The organism is Bacillus sp. AP50 (genome assembly GCF_040492675.1).
GTDB classification, from domain to species: domain Bacteria; phylum Bacillota; class Bacilli; order Bacillales; family Bacillaceae_G; genus Bacillus_A; species Bacillus_A cereus.
In genome coordinates, this window is sequence record NZ_JBEUTW010000187.1 from 1 (window position 1) to 17,373 (window position 17,373).

Here is a 17,373-nt window from a genome sequence, read left to right on the forward strand (position 1 = left end):
ACCTATAGTTATAATATTCACGTGTAATGTTTCTTGTATACTATTATACATTACTTAAAGCAAAACAATTCACCAGACTTTCTTGCACAATTTTAATAAGGCTAATCATACTTAATCAACTACTCCATTCTAAATTTCAAAAATCACATAAAAAATAACCCGAGCCTATAACTATAGAACCCAGGTTATCCCAACACTTTATTATTTTAAACGTATCAGAAGCCTATGCCACATTTATTTCCTAAAACAAACTCAATTGCACAATACTATCCATCTTCTCTTCTTCTTTGTTAATCTCTAAAATCCTTTGACCCATTCGCTCCACCAAATCAACCACTAAAGCATTTCCCATACAAAAGTATCTGTTTCTTTGTGGCATTCCTGTATTCGTCCAGTCCATTGGGAAACCATTTAACAGTTCACATTCAGCTGGTGTTAAATATCTTAGTCTTTTTGTATAAGGATCTTCAATAACATGGGAACTTCTATTACATGTTCCTTCACTTGTTAACATTGTACGCCCAGGCTTATCTAAATCATCAGGGAAAGCCATTCCTCCCTCAGAGTAGAAATATTTATGACCTGTCGCCTTTGATACTCTTTCTTCTTTTTTAGGACCTTTAAGATACTTAAGTTCCTCAAATTCCGTTCTGCCCTTTTTGTTAACCTTATCCATTTTTAAATAATACGATTCATCTGCAGGGCCAAATTTATCATATACCTTTTGAACAACTTCACGTAAAGTCTCTGGACTTTCAGTTACTGGAACTAATTCTTCCGTATATACTTGTCCATCCATCATTACGCCAGAATTATAGTATTCAGCTTTAAATGTATCAGAAACCTCAATAATATCGACTGGCAACTCAAATTGCCCTCTTTTTTTGTTTTCTTCAGGTGCTTCATGCACATTAAAAATTGGAGCGAAAAATCCATTTTCACACAATATCTCTAAAGGCTTCATTTTACTTTGAACAGATGTGAAATGAGACTCTTTTAAATACGCAAAAATAAATACTCTTCGTCTTCTTTGAGAATTTCCATAATCCGCAGCGTTAATAACTCTCCATTCCACTACATAACCTGCGTCTCTAAAGCTCGCCAGCATAATAGAAAAATCACGACCTCTTTGTTTTGCTGGTGATTTCAATAATCTATCTACATTCTCTAACAAAACAAATCTTGGCTTGCGAGAATTAACTATGTTCATTATCTCCCAAAAAAGAACACCTTTTTTTCCTTGTATTCCTTTTTCATTTGATAAAGTACGTGCTACAGAATAGTCTTGACAAGGGAATCCACCTACTAATAAATCATGCTCAGGTATTTCCGGCCAAGCTTCTGCTATATCTCTATTTACATGTATTCCTTTATTTTCAAAGCGAGTTGCATAACAATTAAATGCATGTTGTGCTTTAGTTGAGGGCTCCCACTGGTTTCCCCAAAGAACTTCAAAGTTTTCACTTGCTTCTAGTCCTAATCTAAAACCTCCTACTCCCGCGAAAAGTTCTACTACTTTCACCATAAATACACGAACATCCTTTCGGTATTTTATTTATCTATGCTTCATTATAATAAAAAGTGAGGAAAAGATCAACTATAACATTTCAAGAACCATACTTTTTTACAATTCCTTATTTTGGCTTGTAACAATTAAGGAAACAGTTCGCTACTATATCAATATTATAAAGGAAGAAACTTCCCTTGAACAGATCCAATATAGCCGTTATCTAATAAAACAAATCGTCTTTTCCTTCTTATAAATTTTACTTATATAAAATTGAAACAGCTTTTTATTATAGCATAACTTTAATATGTATTGTTTAAAATCATACAACGCAGTACTGGATACAGAAAGGAGTTTATTATGGACTATACTACAATAGAAGAACTAATGAAAAAAGCACATGAAGCTGAAGGAAAAACATTTGGTGAAATCGATACAACTGACCGACTTGCAAATGCTAAATCAAAAGGTGGACTAGGGCAAGTAATCGAGGAAAGCTTTTTTGGATATGAAGTCAATTCAAACGCAGAAGCTGACTTTCAACACCTTGGTGTTGAACTTAAAGTAACTGCATTTAAACAAAATAAAAACGGTTCACTATCTGCCAAAGAGAGGCTAGTCTTAAATATTATCAACTATATGGAAGAAGTTCATACACACTTTGAAACATCAAGCTTTTGGAAGAAAAATGAAAAACTACTATTAATGTTCTATGAATGGGTACCTGGTGTAGACCGTAAAGATTTTCACATTACAAAAAGCCTTTTATTCACCTATCCCGAAGCTGATTTAGAAATAATTAGACAAGACTGGGAAACCATCGTAAATAAAATTCGTGCCGGCAAAGCACATGAATTATCTGAAGGTGATACAAACTATTTAGGAGCTTGTACAAAAGGTTCCAATAAAAACTCCCTTCGCTCACAACCGTATTCTGAAATTCCAGCAATGCAAAGAGCTTTTTCGTTAAAGCCTTCTTACATGACAGCACTAGTTCGCAGGTATCACCTAAACGAAGAACTAGTAAGTTTTACAACAACAAATGAACTAAAAGGAAAATCTTTAGAAGAAATCCTTTATTCAAAATTTGAAAATTACATAGGCTTAACTGATCAAGAAATCGCTCAAAAATTATCTATTGATTACAAACCTACAACAAAAAGCTTTGTTCCACTATTAGTAAGCTCTTTACTTGGTATCAAAGGAACTCGACTCGATAAAATTGAAGAATTTGCGAAAGCTAATATAGAATTTAAAACAGTTCGTTTAGAACCCAACGGTAAACCCGAACAAAGCATGTCATTTGAAACAATCGATTTTCATCAATGGACAAATGAATCCTGGGAAGAAAGCGAAGTTCGAGAACGCTTCTATCAAACCAAGTTTTTATTCGTAATTTTTGAATTTAACCAAACAAAAAAAGAAAATCCAAACCGTAAACTCTACTTTAAAGGGATTAAACTCTGGAACATGCCTGCTCCTACAATAGAAAAAGAAATACGTGAACTATGGGAAGAAGTGAATAAAGTAATACGTGAGGGTATTCAAATTGAATATAAAAAACGTGGTGATAAAGTCGTCGAAGCAAATAACCTACCAAAAATAAATTTCAATGGCGTTGCGCATATTAGACCAAAAGCTCGCAATGGTGCTGATAAAGTAACTTTACCTAATGGTCAGCATATTACAAAGCAGTGTTATTGGCTGAATAACTCTTATATTGCTTCTGTTATTGCCAATAACGTTAAAGAGTAATTTAGTTTAACCTACAATCTTTATATCACCAAAAATCCCCTTCTCTATTTACGTAATTATTATGTGAATTGAGAAGGAGATTTTTGTTTATAACAAATTCACTTTGTTTCTATATGATTACTACCTCTTATTTTTTCATTCCACCTTCTCTCATCATTCCTCCATATTCAAAAACTTTCTCCTCCAAAAACACCCTACTCTCCCCACTCCCCTTATAAAAACTCTCCCAACCCCGCTCCCTCAAAATCCCCTTCCAACTATCACTCTCCACCATCTTCTTAATAACACCATCCCAATAAGCAACCTCTTCCTCCGTCATATCTTTTGGGCCCATGATCCCTTTCCAGTGTTGGAAGATGACGTCGATTCCTTGTTCTTTCCATGTTGGGATTTCTGGTAGTCGGTCTAGTCGTTTTGGTGCGGATACGGCTAGTATTTTTATTTTGCCAGCTTTGTATTGTTTTTCGGCTTCGGATAGGGTCATGGTTGCGGCGCTGATTTGTTTGTTCGTTAGGGCGTTTATGATTTTTTCTTTGTTTTCGTAGACGAAGAATTGTAGTTCGGCAGGGTTTATGCCGAATGCTTTGCTTACTTGTACGAAGGATAGGTGATCGTCGTTTCCTAGGCCTGGGGCAACGCCGATTTTGAAGTTTTTCTTGTTTTGTTTTAGTTGTTTCATTAGTTCGTTTGCGTTTTCTATGTTTGAGTCTTTTGATACGACAACAACTTCCCAATCTGATGCAAGTATTGCGAGCGGTGTGAAGTCTTTATATGTTAGTTTACTGTGGCCTAGTAGGTTGTTCGTTATGAGTAAGCTTGAGTTAATCGCCAGTACGTGACCGCCTTTTTGTTTCGTATATTTCCATCCGACATCACCGCTGCCACCTACTTTGTTTGTGACTGTGATTGGTTTTGTGAAGATTTTTTCTTCTGTTAGTGTTTTTTGCATTGCTCGTGCTGTTAAGTCCCATCCTGCTCCTTGAACGTTTGGCGCAACGATTTCTAATTTGTCGATGTTCACTTTATTCGTATGGGATTTTTCCGAGGAACAACCAGCTATTACTATTACTCCTGTCATGATCCATATACATAGTAATAATCGTTTTTTCATAGTCCTCTTCCTATTCGGTATTTTCGTTCTGGTCGTCCGATAATGCCGTATGTGTACTCTACTGTGCATTCGTTTGTCGCTACTAAGTATTCTAAATATCTTCTTGCGGTTGTTCTGGAGGCCCCCATTTGTTCTCCCATTTCTTCTATTGTAATGCCCTCTTCGAATCCTTTTATAACTCCTTTCACTTTTTGCAGTGTTAACGGATCAACACCTGTCGGTAAGTTTTTTATGTCTTGTGTTTGTGAAATGCCGAAAAAATTATCGATGAGTGCTTGATTTACTTCATTGTTATTATGTAATAGTTGCTTCTTTCTTTTATAGTCTTCAATTGTGCGAACGAATTTTTCTAACGTGACCGGTTTTATAAGGTAGTTACTTACACCATTTCGAATTGCTTTTTCTAACATATGGTTTTCATTCGCCGCTGTCACCATAATGACATCAACGTTTGGAAAGTCAGCATGAATTTGTGGTAATAAGTCAGTTCCAATTCCATCTGGTAAGTAATTATCTAATAGAAGCAAATCGATTTCTTCCTTTTGTAGTAGTTCCATCGTTTCTTTCGCGTTCAATGCTTTTCCAATCACTTTTACGTCCTTTATTTTTAATAAAAACTCTTCCTGAATTTGCGCGACGCGGAAATCATCTTCTGCAATTGCAACCTTCAACATATGCCCATCCCCCTGTTTGTCATGTACTTTCTCTCAATGTTTTCGGAAGGTAAATTGTAAAAATCGCTCCCCCATTTTTCTCGTTTTGAATTTCAATTGTTCCCTCTAGTAGATCTACCATTTCTTTCACATTCGCTAATCCGTAACCACGATCATTCCCTTTCGTTGAAAATCCTTTTTGAAAAATGGTCGTAATTTTTTCTACCGGTATTCCTATCCCACTATCTATCACTTCAAATACAATATCGTGTCCTATATCCGTAACGAAGAAGGAAACTCTCTTCTCCTCTTGCCCACTCACCACATCAAACGCATTATCGATTATGTTTCCAAGGATCGTAATGAGGTGCGACACCTTTATATGGTCTGGTAACGGATGAAGCGCACTATCTCCTTCAATATGAAAATCAATTTTCTTCTCAGATGCTGTTCCGATTTTCCCTAATAAAATTGCTTGTACTTTTGCATCATGAATTTGATGGAATAAAATATGATTTTGGCTTTGATGAATATTAGATTCTTGCTGAATAAATTCAATCGCTTCCTTGTAATGTCCTAGCTGAAGTAATCCCGATAAGACGAAAAGTTTATTTGTGAATTCATGTGTTTGAGCGCGTAAGTCCTCAGAATACTTTCTTACCTCAGATATTGTGTTCACAAGGTTTTGCAGTTCTGTTTTATCTCTAAAACTACATACCATTCCTACCGTACTGTTATTTTCAAGTATCGGCGTCCTATTTAAAATAAACACTTTATCTTGAAACGCGATTTCTTGATCGTTTTCTAGCACTCTTTCCATATTAAATTCTGGTAAAACTTTTGAAATGTGTTGCTGCATATAATCACAATTTACATGTAGCATTTCTTCTGCCGAGGTGTTCATCATCGTAATAAAACCGTTTTGATCAATAGCTATAATTCCTTCTTTTATAGATAGTAATATCGCACTTCTTTCACGGTATAACGCTGCAATTTCATTTGGCTCTAAACCGAGTGTGTCTTTCCGAATGCTACGTGCTAAAAGAATGCCGCCAATAATTCCGACTACTAATACAGCTAAGGAAAAGAGTATAATTTCTTTCGTTCTGCTCAGTATGTTAGATTCAATACCTTTTATTAAAAACTCTACTGTCACAACGCCTACTACTTGTTCGTAATCTCCATTACGAACAATAATGGGTGCTTTCGCCATTAAAGCTGGACCACTTGTACCATTTCCTTCGAGTGTATAATAGCCACCAAAAGTAAGTGCCTCATAGTTATACGGGTTGTTACTCTTTGTGCCAATTAATTCCGAATTTGAATGGGAATACATCACCCCAAAGCGATCTTCTATAATGATATAATCTGCATCAGCTTGCTCACGAACTTGTTCCGCAATGGATTGGATCGTACTTTTATGTTCTTTATTTTGAAAAGCATCTTTTATAGCTGGCATGAAAGAAAGAGATTTAGCCGTTTGCAGTGCTAACTGTTCCACTTGGTGCTTCGTATCAACGGACTGAATGTAAACAAATATTCCTGTTAATAGGAGAACGACAAATAAAATTAACGCGATAATTAAGCTTACTATTTTCGTTTGTAATGACACTTTGCGTGATTTTTTCATGCTTCATATCCTTTGATAAAATATTCTAAACTATCAATCTCCTTTTTCTATTATTATGACAAAACGAATAAGGAAGCAACTATTAAAACTCTCCATGTACATAAAGTACAAAAAGAATAAAATTGTCATAATATTGAGATTTTATTCTACAGACAGTACAATTCAACTATAATGAACACGCTTTCATAATTATCATTTTATTTATAAGCAAGAGGAGGAATTATTATGGCTCAAGCAAAATCTAATCGAGTCGCCGGCAATATTTTCAAAGGTTCTGTCGGCAATTTAATTGAATGGTACGATTGGTACGTTTACTCTGCTTTCGCTGTTTACTTCTCAGCAGAGTTCTTTCCTAAAGGAGATCCAACGAGTCAGTTACTCAACACAGCAGCTATTTTCGCAGTTGGGTTTTTAATGCGCCCTATCGGAAGTTTATTAATGGGACGCTATGCGGATCGGCACGGACGCCGGGCAGCATTAACGCTTTCCATTACGGTTATGGCCGGTGGTTCCTTAATTATCGCCTGTACACCTAGTTACGAAAGCATCGGTATTATGGCACCAATTATTTTAGTTCTTGCCCGTTTACTACAAGGATTATCACTCGGCGGAGAGTACGGAACTTCCGCAACGTATTTATCTGAAATGGCTAGTAGTGGACGCCGCGGCTTTTATTCAAGCTTCCAGTATGTCACGCTCGTTGCCGGACAAATGGTTGCGTTAGGCGTTCAAATTGTTCTTCAGCAATTACTAAGCGAACCAGATATGAAAGCTTGGGGCTGGCGCATCCCGTTCATTATTGGAGCAATGGGCGCAGTAGCTGTATTATGGCTTCGCCGTACAATGGATGAATCGGAACAGTTCGCAAACATAAAATCGCAAAAACGCGAAAGCGCAGGAACCGTTCGCGCTCTTATGAAGCACCCGAAAGCAGTATTAACAGTAGTTGGCCTAACACTCGGAGGTACTGTCGCATTCTATACGTACACAACATATTTACAAAAGTTCATGGTAAACACAGTCGGTCTTCCGAAAGAAGTTGTAAGCTGGATTAACTTTATCGCACTACTTATTTTCGTTGTACTTCAACCAATTGCGGGGCTACTATCCGATAAAATCGGACGCCGCCCACTATTAATGGCATTCGGTATTCTCGGAACATTACTAACAGCACCGATCTTCTTCTTCATGGAAAAAACGACAGAACCAATCGTAGCATTTTTACTCATGATGGTCGGTCTCATTATCGTTACTGGTTACACATCAATTAACGCAATTGTAAAAGCAGAACTCTTCCCGACCGAAATTCGCGCACTTGGCGTAGGTTTACCATATGCACTAACAGTTGCGATATTTGGCGGAACAGCCGAGTTCATCGCACTATGGCTAAAGAGTATCGGAATGGAGTCCCTATTCTACTTCTACGTAGCTGGTTGTATCGCTATCAGCTTTATCACATATTGGCGTATGGATGAGTCATCGAAGACTTCGCAGATTGAGGCGGAGCTTGGTGGTGGGGATAGTTTAGTTAATAATAAATCTAGTTAAAATTATGTATTCTATGTTCTTCGTTTACCTGAACTCGATGAATCTCTTTCTTGGCAGGGTAAAGATGTTGTTGGTGCTTTAGAGGTAAAATTAGGATTTACCATTGATGTAAAGGTAACTGTGAATGGAGCACCACAATACAAAGTACATAACAGCAAGGATAAAAGATACTATGTATCAGCAATTGAAGCCTATTTGTATGTAAAGTAAGAGGTATAAAAGGGCATCCACTTAAATGATACTTTTTAATTTAAATCAACAAAAGAGACCGCAAATGTTAGGTCTCTTTTGTTGATCATTCTCCATATGTAACTTTCTCTTCACTTACTCCAAGCTAGATAACATGGTTCATTGAAATATTCAATCTTAAAGAAGGCTTGTTCTTCAAAAAATTCATTTCTTGCCCTCAGAATCTAGCAAAGTAGCTATTCAATAAATTTTTTCTCTGAATCCAAAAATTTATAAAACCTATTTAACAAATCTTCCTTCGTAGTTGGGGTATCTTGGGGCATATAAGTAATAAAACATGTCATATCTTCAGGATAATCATGTCTATCATAAAACTCTGCAATTCTATTTAATAGTTCATCCTCATCAGTAATCTTTTCTTTTAACTTAGATAAGTAAACGAATCTGAGTTTACTTATCTCATTCTGTAATTCTTCACTACTTTCTTCTAGATTAGGAAAGTGGAAATCTTTAATTTCAAACAAAATTTTATCTAAATCACTAGAATCTATTCCCCAAGCTAGTTCATTAACAAAAGCTTCATCATCACCGGCTTCCATTAGTTCTACCGCATAATCAGAAATGACATTCGGTTCGAAATATTTTTTATTTACACCGGTATAAATAGTTTTCCAATCATACTTAAGACCTTTGTTCTTAAAATCTATTAAATCCATATAATTCTCCTTTTACTTTTTTGGAACTTGATTTGGTTTCCCTGTAACAGTACCATTTTCAATAAATCTTCTATGACTTACATTTCCATTTGGTTCAACAATCCACTCAAAGACGCCTTTTTTACCACCATTGCTTCCTTCTATTTGGAAGAATCTTCTACTAATGCGATCTCCTCCCACCAATGGAAATTCATCAGCAAATCTTGAGTAATTATCAACAATATCAGAAAAGCCATGTTCCTTAGGGACATGAGGAAACTCTTTTACTATGATAGGCTTTCCTTTTTCATCTCTTCCCCAAATAGGTTTTACTTTATCAATCTTTTCTCCACTTCCAACTCGCTTTCCATCAATAACAGGTCCCTCTAATTCCTCAATTACTTTTGGATTATCTCCGCTGGTTTTATTACTGGTATTATCCATCCCTTTAGTAGCATTTTCCTCTTTATTAAGTTTACCATTCTCTTTAACTTTATTAATACGCTCACCAGAAGATGGAGAAGACTCGAATTTTTGAAGAGTATCCTTAGCATTTTGAATCGATTTATCCCAAACCAATCCACCATGTACAACAACACCAACACCAGCCGCTGTAGCAACTGCATCTAATGGAAGAACAATTGGTGATGCTAACCCACCACTTCCTACTTCTGCGACGAATGTTAAGAAATTAGCCCCACCTATGACTGAAATACCTTCAAAAATTTCTACAATAGATCCTGCCGTTGATATAACATGTCCAGTAAATCTTCCAGCTTGATAAGTTGCTTTGCTTTCTAATTTATCATTATCAAGTGGTGTTAGTCCAATATAGTCTTCAGCTACTGCACTGCCAGCGCCTTGTATAAAGTCCAAAGCACCTTCATAAATATCTTCGACACCATGTTTAAACGTATCTAGTAAAGATTCATCTTTTTTCTCACTATTTAACGGACCACACATTGTTCCTTCTTCAATTGAACTACCATTTAAATGATTATCGGCCTGACGCTTCCTATCTTCATTAATCTCCTGAATAGAAGTTGTCCACTCCATATTCAATCCCTGCGTACTAAATGTACCACTTGCAGGACTAAACCCTTTCCCACTTTGAACTTCTGCAAGACCTGCAGCAATACTAGCTGCTAATTGAAGTGCTGTACTATAATTATTACTAGAGGTCTGATTGAATTGATACAAATGATCCAGCTTTTCTTGCAGTTTTTTCCTCATCACAGTAAAAAGATTCGCCATAGCGTCCATACCTGGGATTAGCATAGCTTGGCTGATGGCTTCCATACTTGCTTTCATTCGGTCAATTTCTCGAATTTGTTCTAATATTTCTTGTTCAATTACATCCGTGGAAGCGACTTGTGATTGAAATTGACTTGGAAAAGCATCGTTCTGACGAATTAACTCTTCACACAGATAAATGATTCCTTGCGCTAAAGGACGAAAGGTTTGTACAAAAAATGATTTTGCACTGCTATAAGTTTGTCCTTGTAGAACAGTATCAATTGCAAAGGCATCAATTGACTGAATGACTTGTTCCATACCTTGAATAGTAGCGTTACATACAGCATTCATACTTTGAGTTTGGCCTTGTACTTCTCCTAAATACATATTTAAGCTCATGCATTGACCTCCCTCGCTAATTGTTGTTGTTGATAGGAAAGGTCGTTTTCTAAATCACTAAGGTTTCGTCTTTCTTTAAGCAACGTTTCTTTTTGGTTTTCTAATTCAAATGTGACTTTTCGTTCAATATGTTGTGCCTCTTGATATGTATTCATAAAAAACTGAGACATTTCTCTATCACCATGCCAAGTTCCTAAAATTCGATCAAACAAACGATGGTTTCGACCTCTCCATTCATAAAAATCTGCTTCCGCTTGCTCCTGAATGTGAATCGCGGATTGATTTCGGTCTTGTTCTTCAAATACACTTCTTAACTTTTGATTTACTTGATTGATTTGTTTTTCAATATCTTGACTCATTATATTCCTCCTACTATTTTACCCTTACGTAGGTTGTCACATTAGCGAAAAGTGTTGTGAAGTTCGTTATCCATTCTCTCAAACTCTTGGGCTACTGAATGAATATTATCGACCGCTTGTTGAAAGGCAGTGGAAAATTGTTTCGTAAAATCTAACATTTGTTGATTCGCTTCTTGTGCTTTGGAATTAACAGATAGTGTTGTACGCGTCGCCTTTGTTATAGAACGATTTGTTGCACTTTGGATTATATTCGAAGCTGTTCTCATCTGCGTAGCAATTTGTTGTGCCGTTTGAAAATTACTTTGAAATTGTCCCATCACTCAAATCCTTTCTCTAATTTTCAGAAGATGCCAAAGAAATCCCAATAAATATATGAAAATTCCCTATCAATATCACTCTTTTTAAACGTGTGTCCAGCTAAGTTGGGCATGCAATCAAATGAGCCATACACTATAAGCTGTATGGCTCATTTAAAATGCTTATTATATAGAGTATGACAATTTTTATTTCAAACCGAAATTACGTGATAATTCTTCATCATGAGAAGCAACAGCTTCTGCAGTTTTATTAAGCTGCATATTAATTTCTTGTAATAGCTGTGCGAAGTTTTGTACTTTTGGCTTTAATTGATTGAACTGTTGATCAAAACCTTCAAAAGCACGACCTTCCCATTCTCCTCTTAATTCATTTTGTAAATTTTGTAGTTGACTTAAAATGTCCTCAATTTGATTTGCACCTTGTCCATATTGAGCTGCTTTTGATTTAAGCTCCTCTGGTGACATACGAATTTGTCCAGCCATTTTCATTTCCCCTTTAATACATAATGAGCAAAATATAAATTGGTTAATTTTACTAAATATATTATAATGTATTATTTTGAACTTTAAAACATTTTATCTTTCTATTGAATATTAGAATATTAATATTCAACTTTTTCTTACTTTACAAGATTTTATGCAAAAAAGACCACCAAAAGGCAGTCCCTCAAAACTCAATCCCATCCCGCGCTCCACTACTTTCTCATACAAATAATTCGCAACGATAATATCTACTACAGCCAAACCAACTGATTTGAAAATAGTAATCTCTTCATCATTTTCGCGTCCGTTTTTCCCCCGCTTAGGATTTGTCCAAGTTTGGCGTGGAGATTGCTAGTTTTATCGGAATTTGAAGATCATCTGTTTCTAGATCATATTCAATTAAGCAATCCTACAAATACCTCTTCTTCCTCCTCTATAAAACCTACAAATATAATTTCTTCGATATCCTTATGATTAAATACAAATGTATACTCAGGATTAATATATCCTTCTGAATAAAAACAGCCAATATAGTCATACATCACAAGTTCTTTAATCCCAAGTTTTTGTTTTCTTCCATAGTTATTTATGTGAATTCAGCTCGTTTTTTTGTTTTGGGTGAAAAATTTTTTAACTTGATAGCAATGGGATATAGCCCCTATATTCCCGAAAAAGGTTCTATTCGCACATTAACGATTACAGATAAGCAGTATGATAAAATGGAGTTTTTAGTAGGAAACCTACACAAACAGAGAAAAAATATCTTCTGCTCAACTTACATTATTTTAAAAAGAAAAAAAATCATACAATAAACAAATGATAGTTCTCCTTTTTCAAAATAAAAAACCTTGTCCAATCTTTTAATGACAAGTTTTTTTTGACATTTACCATATCATAGCGATTTTTCTTATGGAACTATAGCTTAAAATTTCGAGGATATTTAAATGTCTTTAAGCATATCACATAGATAATGATTGTAAAATGATTGTTGCCACAAATAGTTGGTGATGGAAAACCTACAAGAAGCGATGGGAAAGCAGAAAAAGCTTAAACCTATGCGTACTAACAGATTTAAGCTTTTCTTATCTTATAGGAATACCCGTTCATTAGACCTTTGTATAAAAAAATTATTCAATAACAAAAGTTGTCATAGCTTCGGTTCTATAATTCTTAGAATTATTCATTACTACATGCAGTACATTAACACCTTTACGTAAATTTAGGATGTTTACAGTACGATATAAAACAATACCTGATGGTCGATTTAATATTTTTATATCATCTAAATAAGTGAATGTTTGTAACGAAAGTTTAACTCGATTAAGGTAAATATTTACCTGGTCCCATCCTCTTTCACCTTGATAAATAAGATCTGATTTACCGGGAAGATGAATGAACAGTTCAACGTTATCGAATGATTCAGTGCATGGACGAACTATAAGCATTGCATCATGAAAGTTTTGGATAATTGGCAGAGAACGGTTCTGTTCTGCTCCGTACTCTCGTTCTATGCCTTTTCTATTTTGTATAAAACTTTCAATATCCTGTTCCATCTTAAAAACACTTGGAGCGTAACGCATAATTCTAGCATAAGCACTCGTCCAATCGAATTTTTCACTGATTTTTTGAATTATTATAGTTATAATTTCCTTTTGTTGTAAGGATACATCATACACATTAAAATTAAAAGTACGACCTTTAATTTTAATAGCAGGAGTAATTAGAGTAGCTGGTATCGTAACATCTGGAAATTTAACAGGAATATTTATGTCAAAACTAGGTATTTTCAACGTCTGTTTTAAATGATTAGTCAAATCATTAAGAACCAGTTGGATAAATCCCTGTTTTTGTCTCTGACGAATTGCATCCAGTACATTCTTAGCATCTAAATTCCATTCTCCAAAAGCAGTTTCAATTTCGGGGAATACTACTTTAACTACAGATTGTCTTATTGATCCCTCAATTTGTTTCTCCACTTCTTTGCGAGCGAATGGAAGTAATATACGGCCAATTTCAGATTCAATTATCTCTGAATTACGATAACGTTCAACTATCGGTTCTACTATTCCTATTTTTTCATTCAATTGCTTCGTTATCTCTTTCACTATATTATTAACAATTCCCTGAACTCTTTTAATGAGATCATCAAGGATTTTTAATAAATATGCAAGCATCGCGTCGAGAAGAGCAATAATCATTTGTCCACTAAACCCTGGCATATCCATGAACAAAAATTCCGCTAGTTCACTCATACATTCTTGGAGACTCTCTGCTTGTGGAATCCACGTGGGGTCCTTTAAATTCTCCATGTATTGTAAAGTCTGTCCAGGCGGAATAGGAGTAAATACCTTCATCATAGATTCTAAAACATCTTTTGGATAGGGATGTTCTCCAACATAGATTGATATTAATCGTAATGCTTTTTCCAAAGGTAGAACCATAAAATCAAGTAGATTTTCATCATAATAGCCTTTTAATCTTTTTGGAACATCAATATTCTTAATCTGATTAGCTGCTTCGTTCAGTTTTTTTTCTAGTTGCTTTTGAGTTTGTGAGAGAATTCCGTCAAAAAGTCGGATAATGGTTCTTCCTATACATGGAAGTAGCGAAGAGGAAAACCCTTCGAGCATTTCTTTTTTTCTTCCTTGACCATTTGGGAAGTACTTAATCATCTCCGGAATGACTACTTGTATACTCATATCTAAAGCGGGAAGAAGTGAATTTTCCAACAATACCTTAGATTCACTGTTATTAGGGAATACTATACTCGATATATTATTAATGGATTCTAAAAAATGTTCTGTATAATATAATTGAAGACCATCGTACAAATCTTGTAATCTAGTAACATCTGGATTCATTGGATCTCTAGGTGGAACTGCAAATAAGTTCTTTACAACTTCTTCGGAATTTCCTGTAAAAGCTTTTTGAAACAACTGTATCATATAATGAAATTCCTGATGATTTTGAAGCATTTGTTTTAGTGGTTTACTAGTTAAATAAGAAATAATATCCTCGATTTTTAACATTTGATTAGGTGGGTTACCTAGATCGTTATTAATCCACCTTAAAATTGATTCTGGTATATTAGTATCTAATGATCCTTTGAATTCAAATTGAGAAACGTCTTTTTCCATCAATTTCTTCGACATTTCTATGTAAAGAATCCATCCTGCCCACATTATAGATATAGACTGTATCAACGTCGCTTTCATTTCTTCCTGTGAAACTTCTGATATTACAAGGAAAGCATTTTTAATTAAATTATTCAAGTGATCTTCCATCGTATCGGGGTTTATTGGCATTTTTTTAATTAGGTTATTTATTTCTGACGATGGGATTCCTACTGATTGCAAAATACTAGTTACTTGCTCTCCTCCAAAACTGGCAAGTTGCCTAAGAAACCATCTTTGTCCCTCCTCTATAATAATTCCAGTACTACGAGTCATCATAATTGGATCACTATGAATACTAGAATTTCCTAGACCCTCTCCAATTTCATAAGCAAGGCGTAATCCCATTTTTAAAGGAGCCTCCACCAAACTTATTTGATAAGATGAGATATTCTTTTCTTCTGCTGATTTAAGAATCTCACCAACAATATGGTCTGAAATCAAGTTTACTAGTCTTCGAGAATTTGGGATTTTTGCTTGAACAAAGCAATGGTAGCCTCCACCTGCAATAAATCCATAACCACATTCATATAGCATCTGAAAACCAGGCTCTGGTACATCCTCACTTTTAAAAAAAGAACCTGTCACCACCATATTTGCGTATGCCATAATAGCAACCGCAGCTTGAGCATATAGTTCACCTTCTAACGTAACTTCATCAAGAATTAATTCTATAAGCTGTCCTGGTAACCCACTCATTTCAGGTTGTGCTAATAGAGATTTCATTAATTCTTCAACAGTAAAATCAGACTCAATCCCGATAGCAATTGCAGCTTTCGCAAGCGCTTGTAGACGTATTGCACCACCTGCCTCATCAAATAAATTTAAAGGTGTTTGTGCTTGAACCCTTAGGGACACTTCAGCCATTGCTTTTAAAAAAAATACTAGTTCTGTCCACTTAGTAAGCTGAGCATTAACTTTTCTCTCCTGTTCAAGAGTCATACTAAAACCTTCATTGTACCCTCTCCTTTTTTCATTGAAAGTTTTTATTTGCACTAACTCTTTTCCTTTAATCTCATCCCAACTCATAATTTGACTTGAATCTGTTGTAAAAATCTTCCTCTCCCTTCCAATTCTTTCCACAAAAATTCCTCCAATCATAATAAATCGCATTTGAAAATGCGATTTATTATATGGTTTTTAACAGTAAAATATTACCTTCAATTCCAAAAAACAGAGTTCATTGCTCATTTTTTTTAGATTAATTAAGTTTATTTTTATAAAAAGTTTCTACTTCGTCATTTCATCTCTCCCTTCCCATTTGTTGCATATAAGCAGCCCTTCTCCCTTGTTCTTCCTGTTTAGCAATACGTTTACATTCATCATTCCAATCCCATTTTTTCTCTCCCTCTGGAGCTTTAGGTTATTCAGGTTTTATTACTACAACGCTGCCATCATCTTTCTCATAACGTAAATGTATTAATCTGTCCACAAAGGCTCTACCTGCATTATCATTGTCTACACTTTTTGACACTGGATATAAAGTTTAAATAACATAAGCTTATTCCCCCATTTCGGGGATTCGGGCAAAAACACCCAGGTTGTGAATTTAATGTCTGAATACAAATCAATTGGATTCATAAGCATATTTCGACATAAAAAGAACCGTCAATGCTTGTCAGCAAAAAGACGGTTCTCAAAAATAAATGAGTAAACATTCAACTATTTATCGCGTAATGTATCACTTAATCCTTCTCCAAGCACTGTTTCCATAAGTAAATGAGATGCTCCTTGAAATACCTTATATAAATTTTCAGTAGCATCTCGAAAATCCTGATCTAATTGATCCTTAGGAATACCATTTGGTACATAATTTTCAGTATATGGGGTCTCGCCACATGCCCATCAAGCTAATATTTTGAGGCACCCCCAAAACAAAATTTTTATCTCTTGATAGTTATTTATGTTAATTCAGCTTGTTTTTTGAAGATTATCAGTTTCTTTAACGGCATGACGATTTTATCTTATTCAGCCTTATTTAAATTTACTCGCAGGACAAATAAACCCTACATCTTTTGCGAACCTTTGAAGAATCTGAGGGGATAAATGATGATGTAATTCCTGAGAGAATAGTTGAAACCCTTTTGCTAGTGAAATATCCATAAAAACACCATCCTTTTCATTGACCCTACTAAAGGGAGAGTATAAATGTTCTTTAGGAAATATATACTTAAGTAAATTAGCACTTATATTTTATTTGATAGTTATAGAAAAGCAAAAATAAAGATAAATTCTACATTAAAAGAAGGATATTATTTTTTGTGTCGAATCAACTTATATAAGTATATAGTATTAGGTGACATGGGACAGTAGGAACC

The 17,373-nt window shown here is 35.0% G+C and carries 13 protein-coding genes and 3 pseudogenes; 3 read left to right on the plus strand and 13 right to left on the minus strand.

Going from position 1 to position 17,373, the window contains the following annotated elements:
* Nucleotides 1-241 precede the first annotated feature (241 nt).
* Complete coding sequence (gene dcm, locus ABWK52_RS15455; RefSeq protein ID WP_098541702.1) at nt 242-1,525, minus strand: DNA (cytosine-5-)-methyltransferase; 1,284 nt, start codon at nt 1,523-1,525, stop codon at nt 242-244.
* A 342-nt stretch (nt 1,526-1,867) separates the two neighbouring features.
* Between dcm and ABWK52_RS15460 the strand changes: the two genes are divergently transcribed.
* Nucleotides 1,868-3,262 (plus strand): Sau3AI family type II restriction endonuclease, encoded by a 1,395-nt coding sequence (locus ABWK52_RS15460; protein ID WP_098541700.1) that lies wholly within the window; start codon nt 1,868-1,870, stop codon nt 3,260-3,262.
* Nucleotides 3,263-3,389: 127 nt separating this feature from the next.
* Here the strand turns inward: ABWK52_RS15460 and ABWK52_RS15465 are convergent, their stop codons facing one another.
* From ABWK52_RS15465 to ABWK52_RS15475, 3 genes are read right to left on the minus strand one after another with little or no spacing between them, the layout of a single operon-like run.
* Nucleotides 3,390-4,373 carry a tripartite tricarboxylate transporter substrate binding protein gene (locus ABWK52_RS15465; RefSeq protein ID WP_098541698.1) on the minus strand — a complete coding sequence of 328 codons (984 nt, stop codon included), beginning with the start codon at nt 4,371-4,373 and terminating at the stop codon, nt 3,390-3,392.
* Nucleotides 4,370-5,047, minus strand: a complete 678-nt coding sequence (locus ABWK52_RS15470; RefSeq protein ID WP_098541696.1) for a response regulator — start codon at nt 5,045-5,047, stop codon at nt 4,370-4,372. Before ABWK52_RS15470 ends, ABWK52_RS15465 begins: the two co-directional genes overlap by 4 nt.
* Before the next feature lie 19 nt (nt 5,048-5,066).
* Nucleotides 5,067-6,656 carry an ATP-binding protein gene (locus ABWK52_RS15475; RefSeq protein ID WP_098541693.1) on the minus strand — a complete coding sequence of 530 codons (1,590 nt, stop codon included), beginning with the start codon at nt 6,654-6,656 and terminating at the stop codon, nt 5,067-5,069.
* Nucleotides 6,657-6,881: 225 nt separating this feature from the next.
* On the opposite strand from ABWK52_RS15475, the gene ABWK52_RS15480 reads away from it, so the two are divergent.
* Together ABWK52_RS15480 and ABWK52_RS29780 are read left to right on the plus strand one after the other, a co-directional pair.
* On the plus strand, nt 6,882-8,204 hold the full coding sequence (locus ABWK52_RS15480; RefSeq protein WP_042597221.1) for an MFS transporter: 1,323 nt from the start codon (nt 6,882-6,884) through the stop codon (nt 8,202-8,204).
* Nucleotides 8,205-8,243: 39 nt separating this feature from the next.
* Nucleotides 8,244-8,414, plus strand: a pseudogene (locus ABWK52_RS29780) (N-acetylmuramoyl-L-alanine amidase); the annotation flags it as partial.
* Nucleotides 8,415-8,629: 215 nt separating this feature from the next.
* On the opposite strand, the gene ABWK52_RS15485 reads toward ABWK52_RS29780, so the two are convergent.
* From ABWK52_RS15485 to ABWK52_RS15525, 9 genes and pseudogenes are all read right to left on the minus strand, one after another.
* Complete coding sequence (locus ABWK52_RS15485) at nt 8,630-9,109, minus strand: DUF2247 family protein (RefSeq protein ID WP_065704754.1); 480 nt, start codon at nt 9,107-9,109, stop codon at nt 8,630-8,632.
* A 12-nt stretch (nt 9,110-9,121) separates the two neighbouring features.
* Nucleotides 9,122-10,723 (minus strand): T7SS effector LXG polymorphic toxin, encoded by a 1,602-nt coding sequence (locus ABWK52_RS15490; RefSeq protein WP_098541691.1) that lies wholly within the window; start codon nt 10,721-10,723, stop codon nt 9,122-9,124.
* Nucleotides 10,720-11,082, minus strand: a complete 363-nt coding sequence (locus ABWK52_RS15495) for a DUF3958 family protein (protein WP_000076120.1) — start codon at nt 11,080-11,082, stop codon at nt 10,720-10,722. Before ABWK52_RS15495 ends, ABWK52_RS15490 begins: the two co-directional genes overlap by 4 nt.
* A gap of 41 nt (nt 11,083-11,123) precedes the next feature.
* Nucleotides 11,124-11,399 (minus strand): TIGR04197 family type VII secretion effector, encoded by a 276-nt coding sequence (locus ABWK52_RS15500; RefSeq protein WP_000529655.1) that lies wholly within the window; start codon nt 11,397-11,399, stop codon nt 11,124-11,126.
* Between the two features lie 186 nt (nt 11,400-11,585).
* A complete protein-coding gene (locus tag ABWK52_RS15505) occupies nt 11,586-11,882 on the minus strand; it encodes a WXG100 family type VII secretion target (protein ID WP_000918587.1) in 297 nt (98 codons plus the stop codon).
* A 126-nt stretch (nt 11,883-12,008) separates the two neighbouring features.
* A complete protein-coding gene (locus tag ABWK52_RS15510; RefSeq protein WP_229163620.1) occupies nt 12,009-12,161 on the minus strand; it encodes an ornithine cyclodeaminase in 153 nt (50 codons plus the stop codon).
* A gap of 116 nt (nt 12,162-12,277) precedes the next feature.
* Nucleotides 12,278-12,463, minus strand: a pseudogene (locus ABWK52_RS15515) (DUF4176 domain-containing protein); the annotation flags it as partial.
* Nucleotides 12,464-13,009: 546 nt separating this feature from the next.
* Nucleotides 13,010-16,138, minus strand: coding sequence for a hypothetical protein (locus ABWK52_RS15520; protein ID WP_098541640.1), 3,129 nt, complete (start codon nt 16,136-16,138; stop codon nt 13,010-13,012).
* Between the two features lie 160 nt (nt 16,139-16,298).
* Nucleotides 16,299-16,529: pseudogene (locus tag ABWK52_RS15525) on the minus strand (hypothetical protein); the annotation flags it as partial.
* Between the last annotated feature and the right edge of the window lie 844 nt (nt 16,530-17,373).

Coding starts and splice junctions, on each gene's coding strand:
- ABWK52_RS15460 (WP_098541700.1), top strand. CDS start 1,868: ATGGACTATACTACAATAGAAGAACTAATGAAAAAAGCACATGAAGCT.
- dcm (WP_098541702.1), bottom strand. CDS start 1,525: ATGGTGAAAGTAGTAGAACTTTTCGCGGGAGTAGGAGGTTTTAGATTA.
- ABWK52_RS15470 (WP_098541696.1), bottom strand. CDS start 5,047: ATGTTGAAGGTTGCAATTGCAGAAGATGATTTCCGCGTCGCGCAAATT.
- ABWK52_RS15490 (WP_098541691.1), bottom strand. CDS start 10,723: ATGAGCTTAAATATGTATTTAGGAGAAGTACAAGGCCAAACTCAAAGT.
- ABWK52_RS15500 (WP_000529655.1), bottom strand. CDS start 11,399: ATGGGACAATTTCAAAGTAATTTTCAAACGGCACAACAAATTGCTACG.
- ABWK52_RS15495 (WP_000076120.1), bottom strand. CDS start 11,082: ATGAGTCAAGATATTGAAAAACAAATCAATCAAGTAAATCAAAAGTTA.
- ABWK52_RS15475 (WP_098541693.1), bottom strand. CDS start 6,656: ATGAAAAAATCACGCAAAGTGTCATTACAAACGAAAATAGTAAGCTTA.
- ABWK52_RS15480 (WP_042597221.1), top strand. CDS start 6,882: ATGGCTCAAGCAAAATCTAATCGAGTCGCCGGCAATATTTTCAAAGGT.
- ABWK52_RS15465 (WP_098541698.1), bottom strand. CDS start 4,373: ATGAAAAAACGATTATTACTATGTATATGGATCATGACAGGAGTAATA.
- ABWK52_RS15505 (WP_000918587.1), bottom strand. CDS start 11,882: ATGGCTGGACAAATTCGTATGTCACCAGAGGAGCTTAAATCAAAAGCA.
- ABWK52_RS15485 (WP_065704754.1), bottom strand. CDS start 9,109: ATGGATTTAATAGATTTTAAGAACAAAGGTCTTAAGTATGATTGGAAA.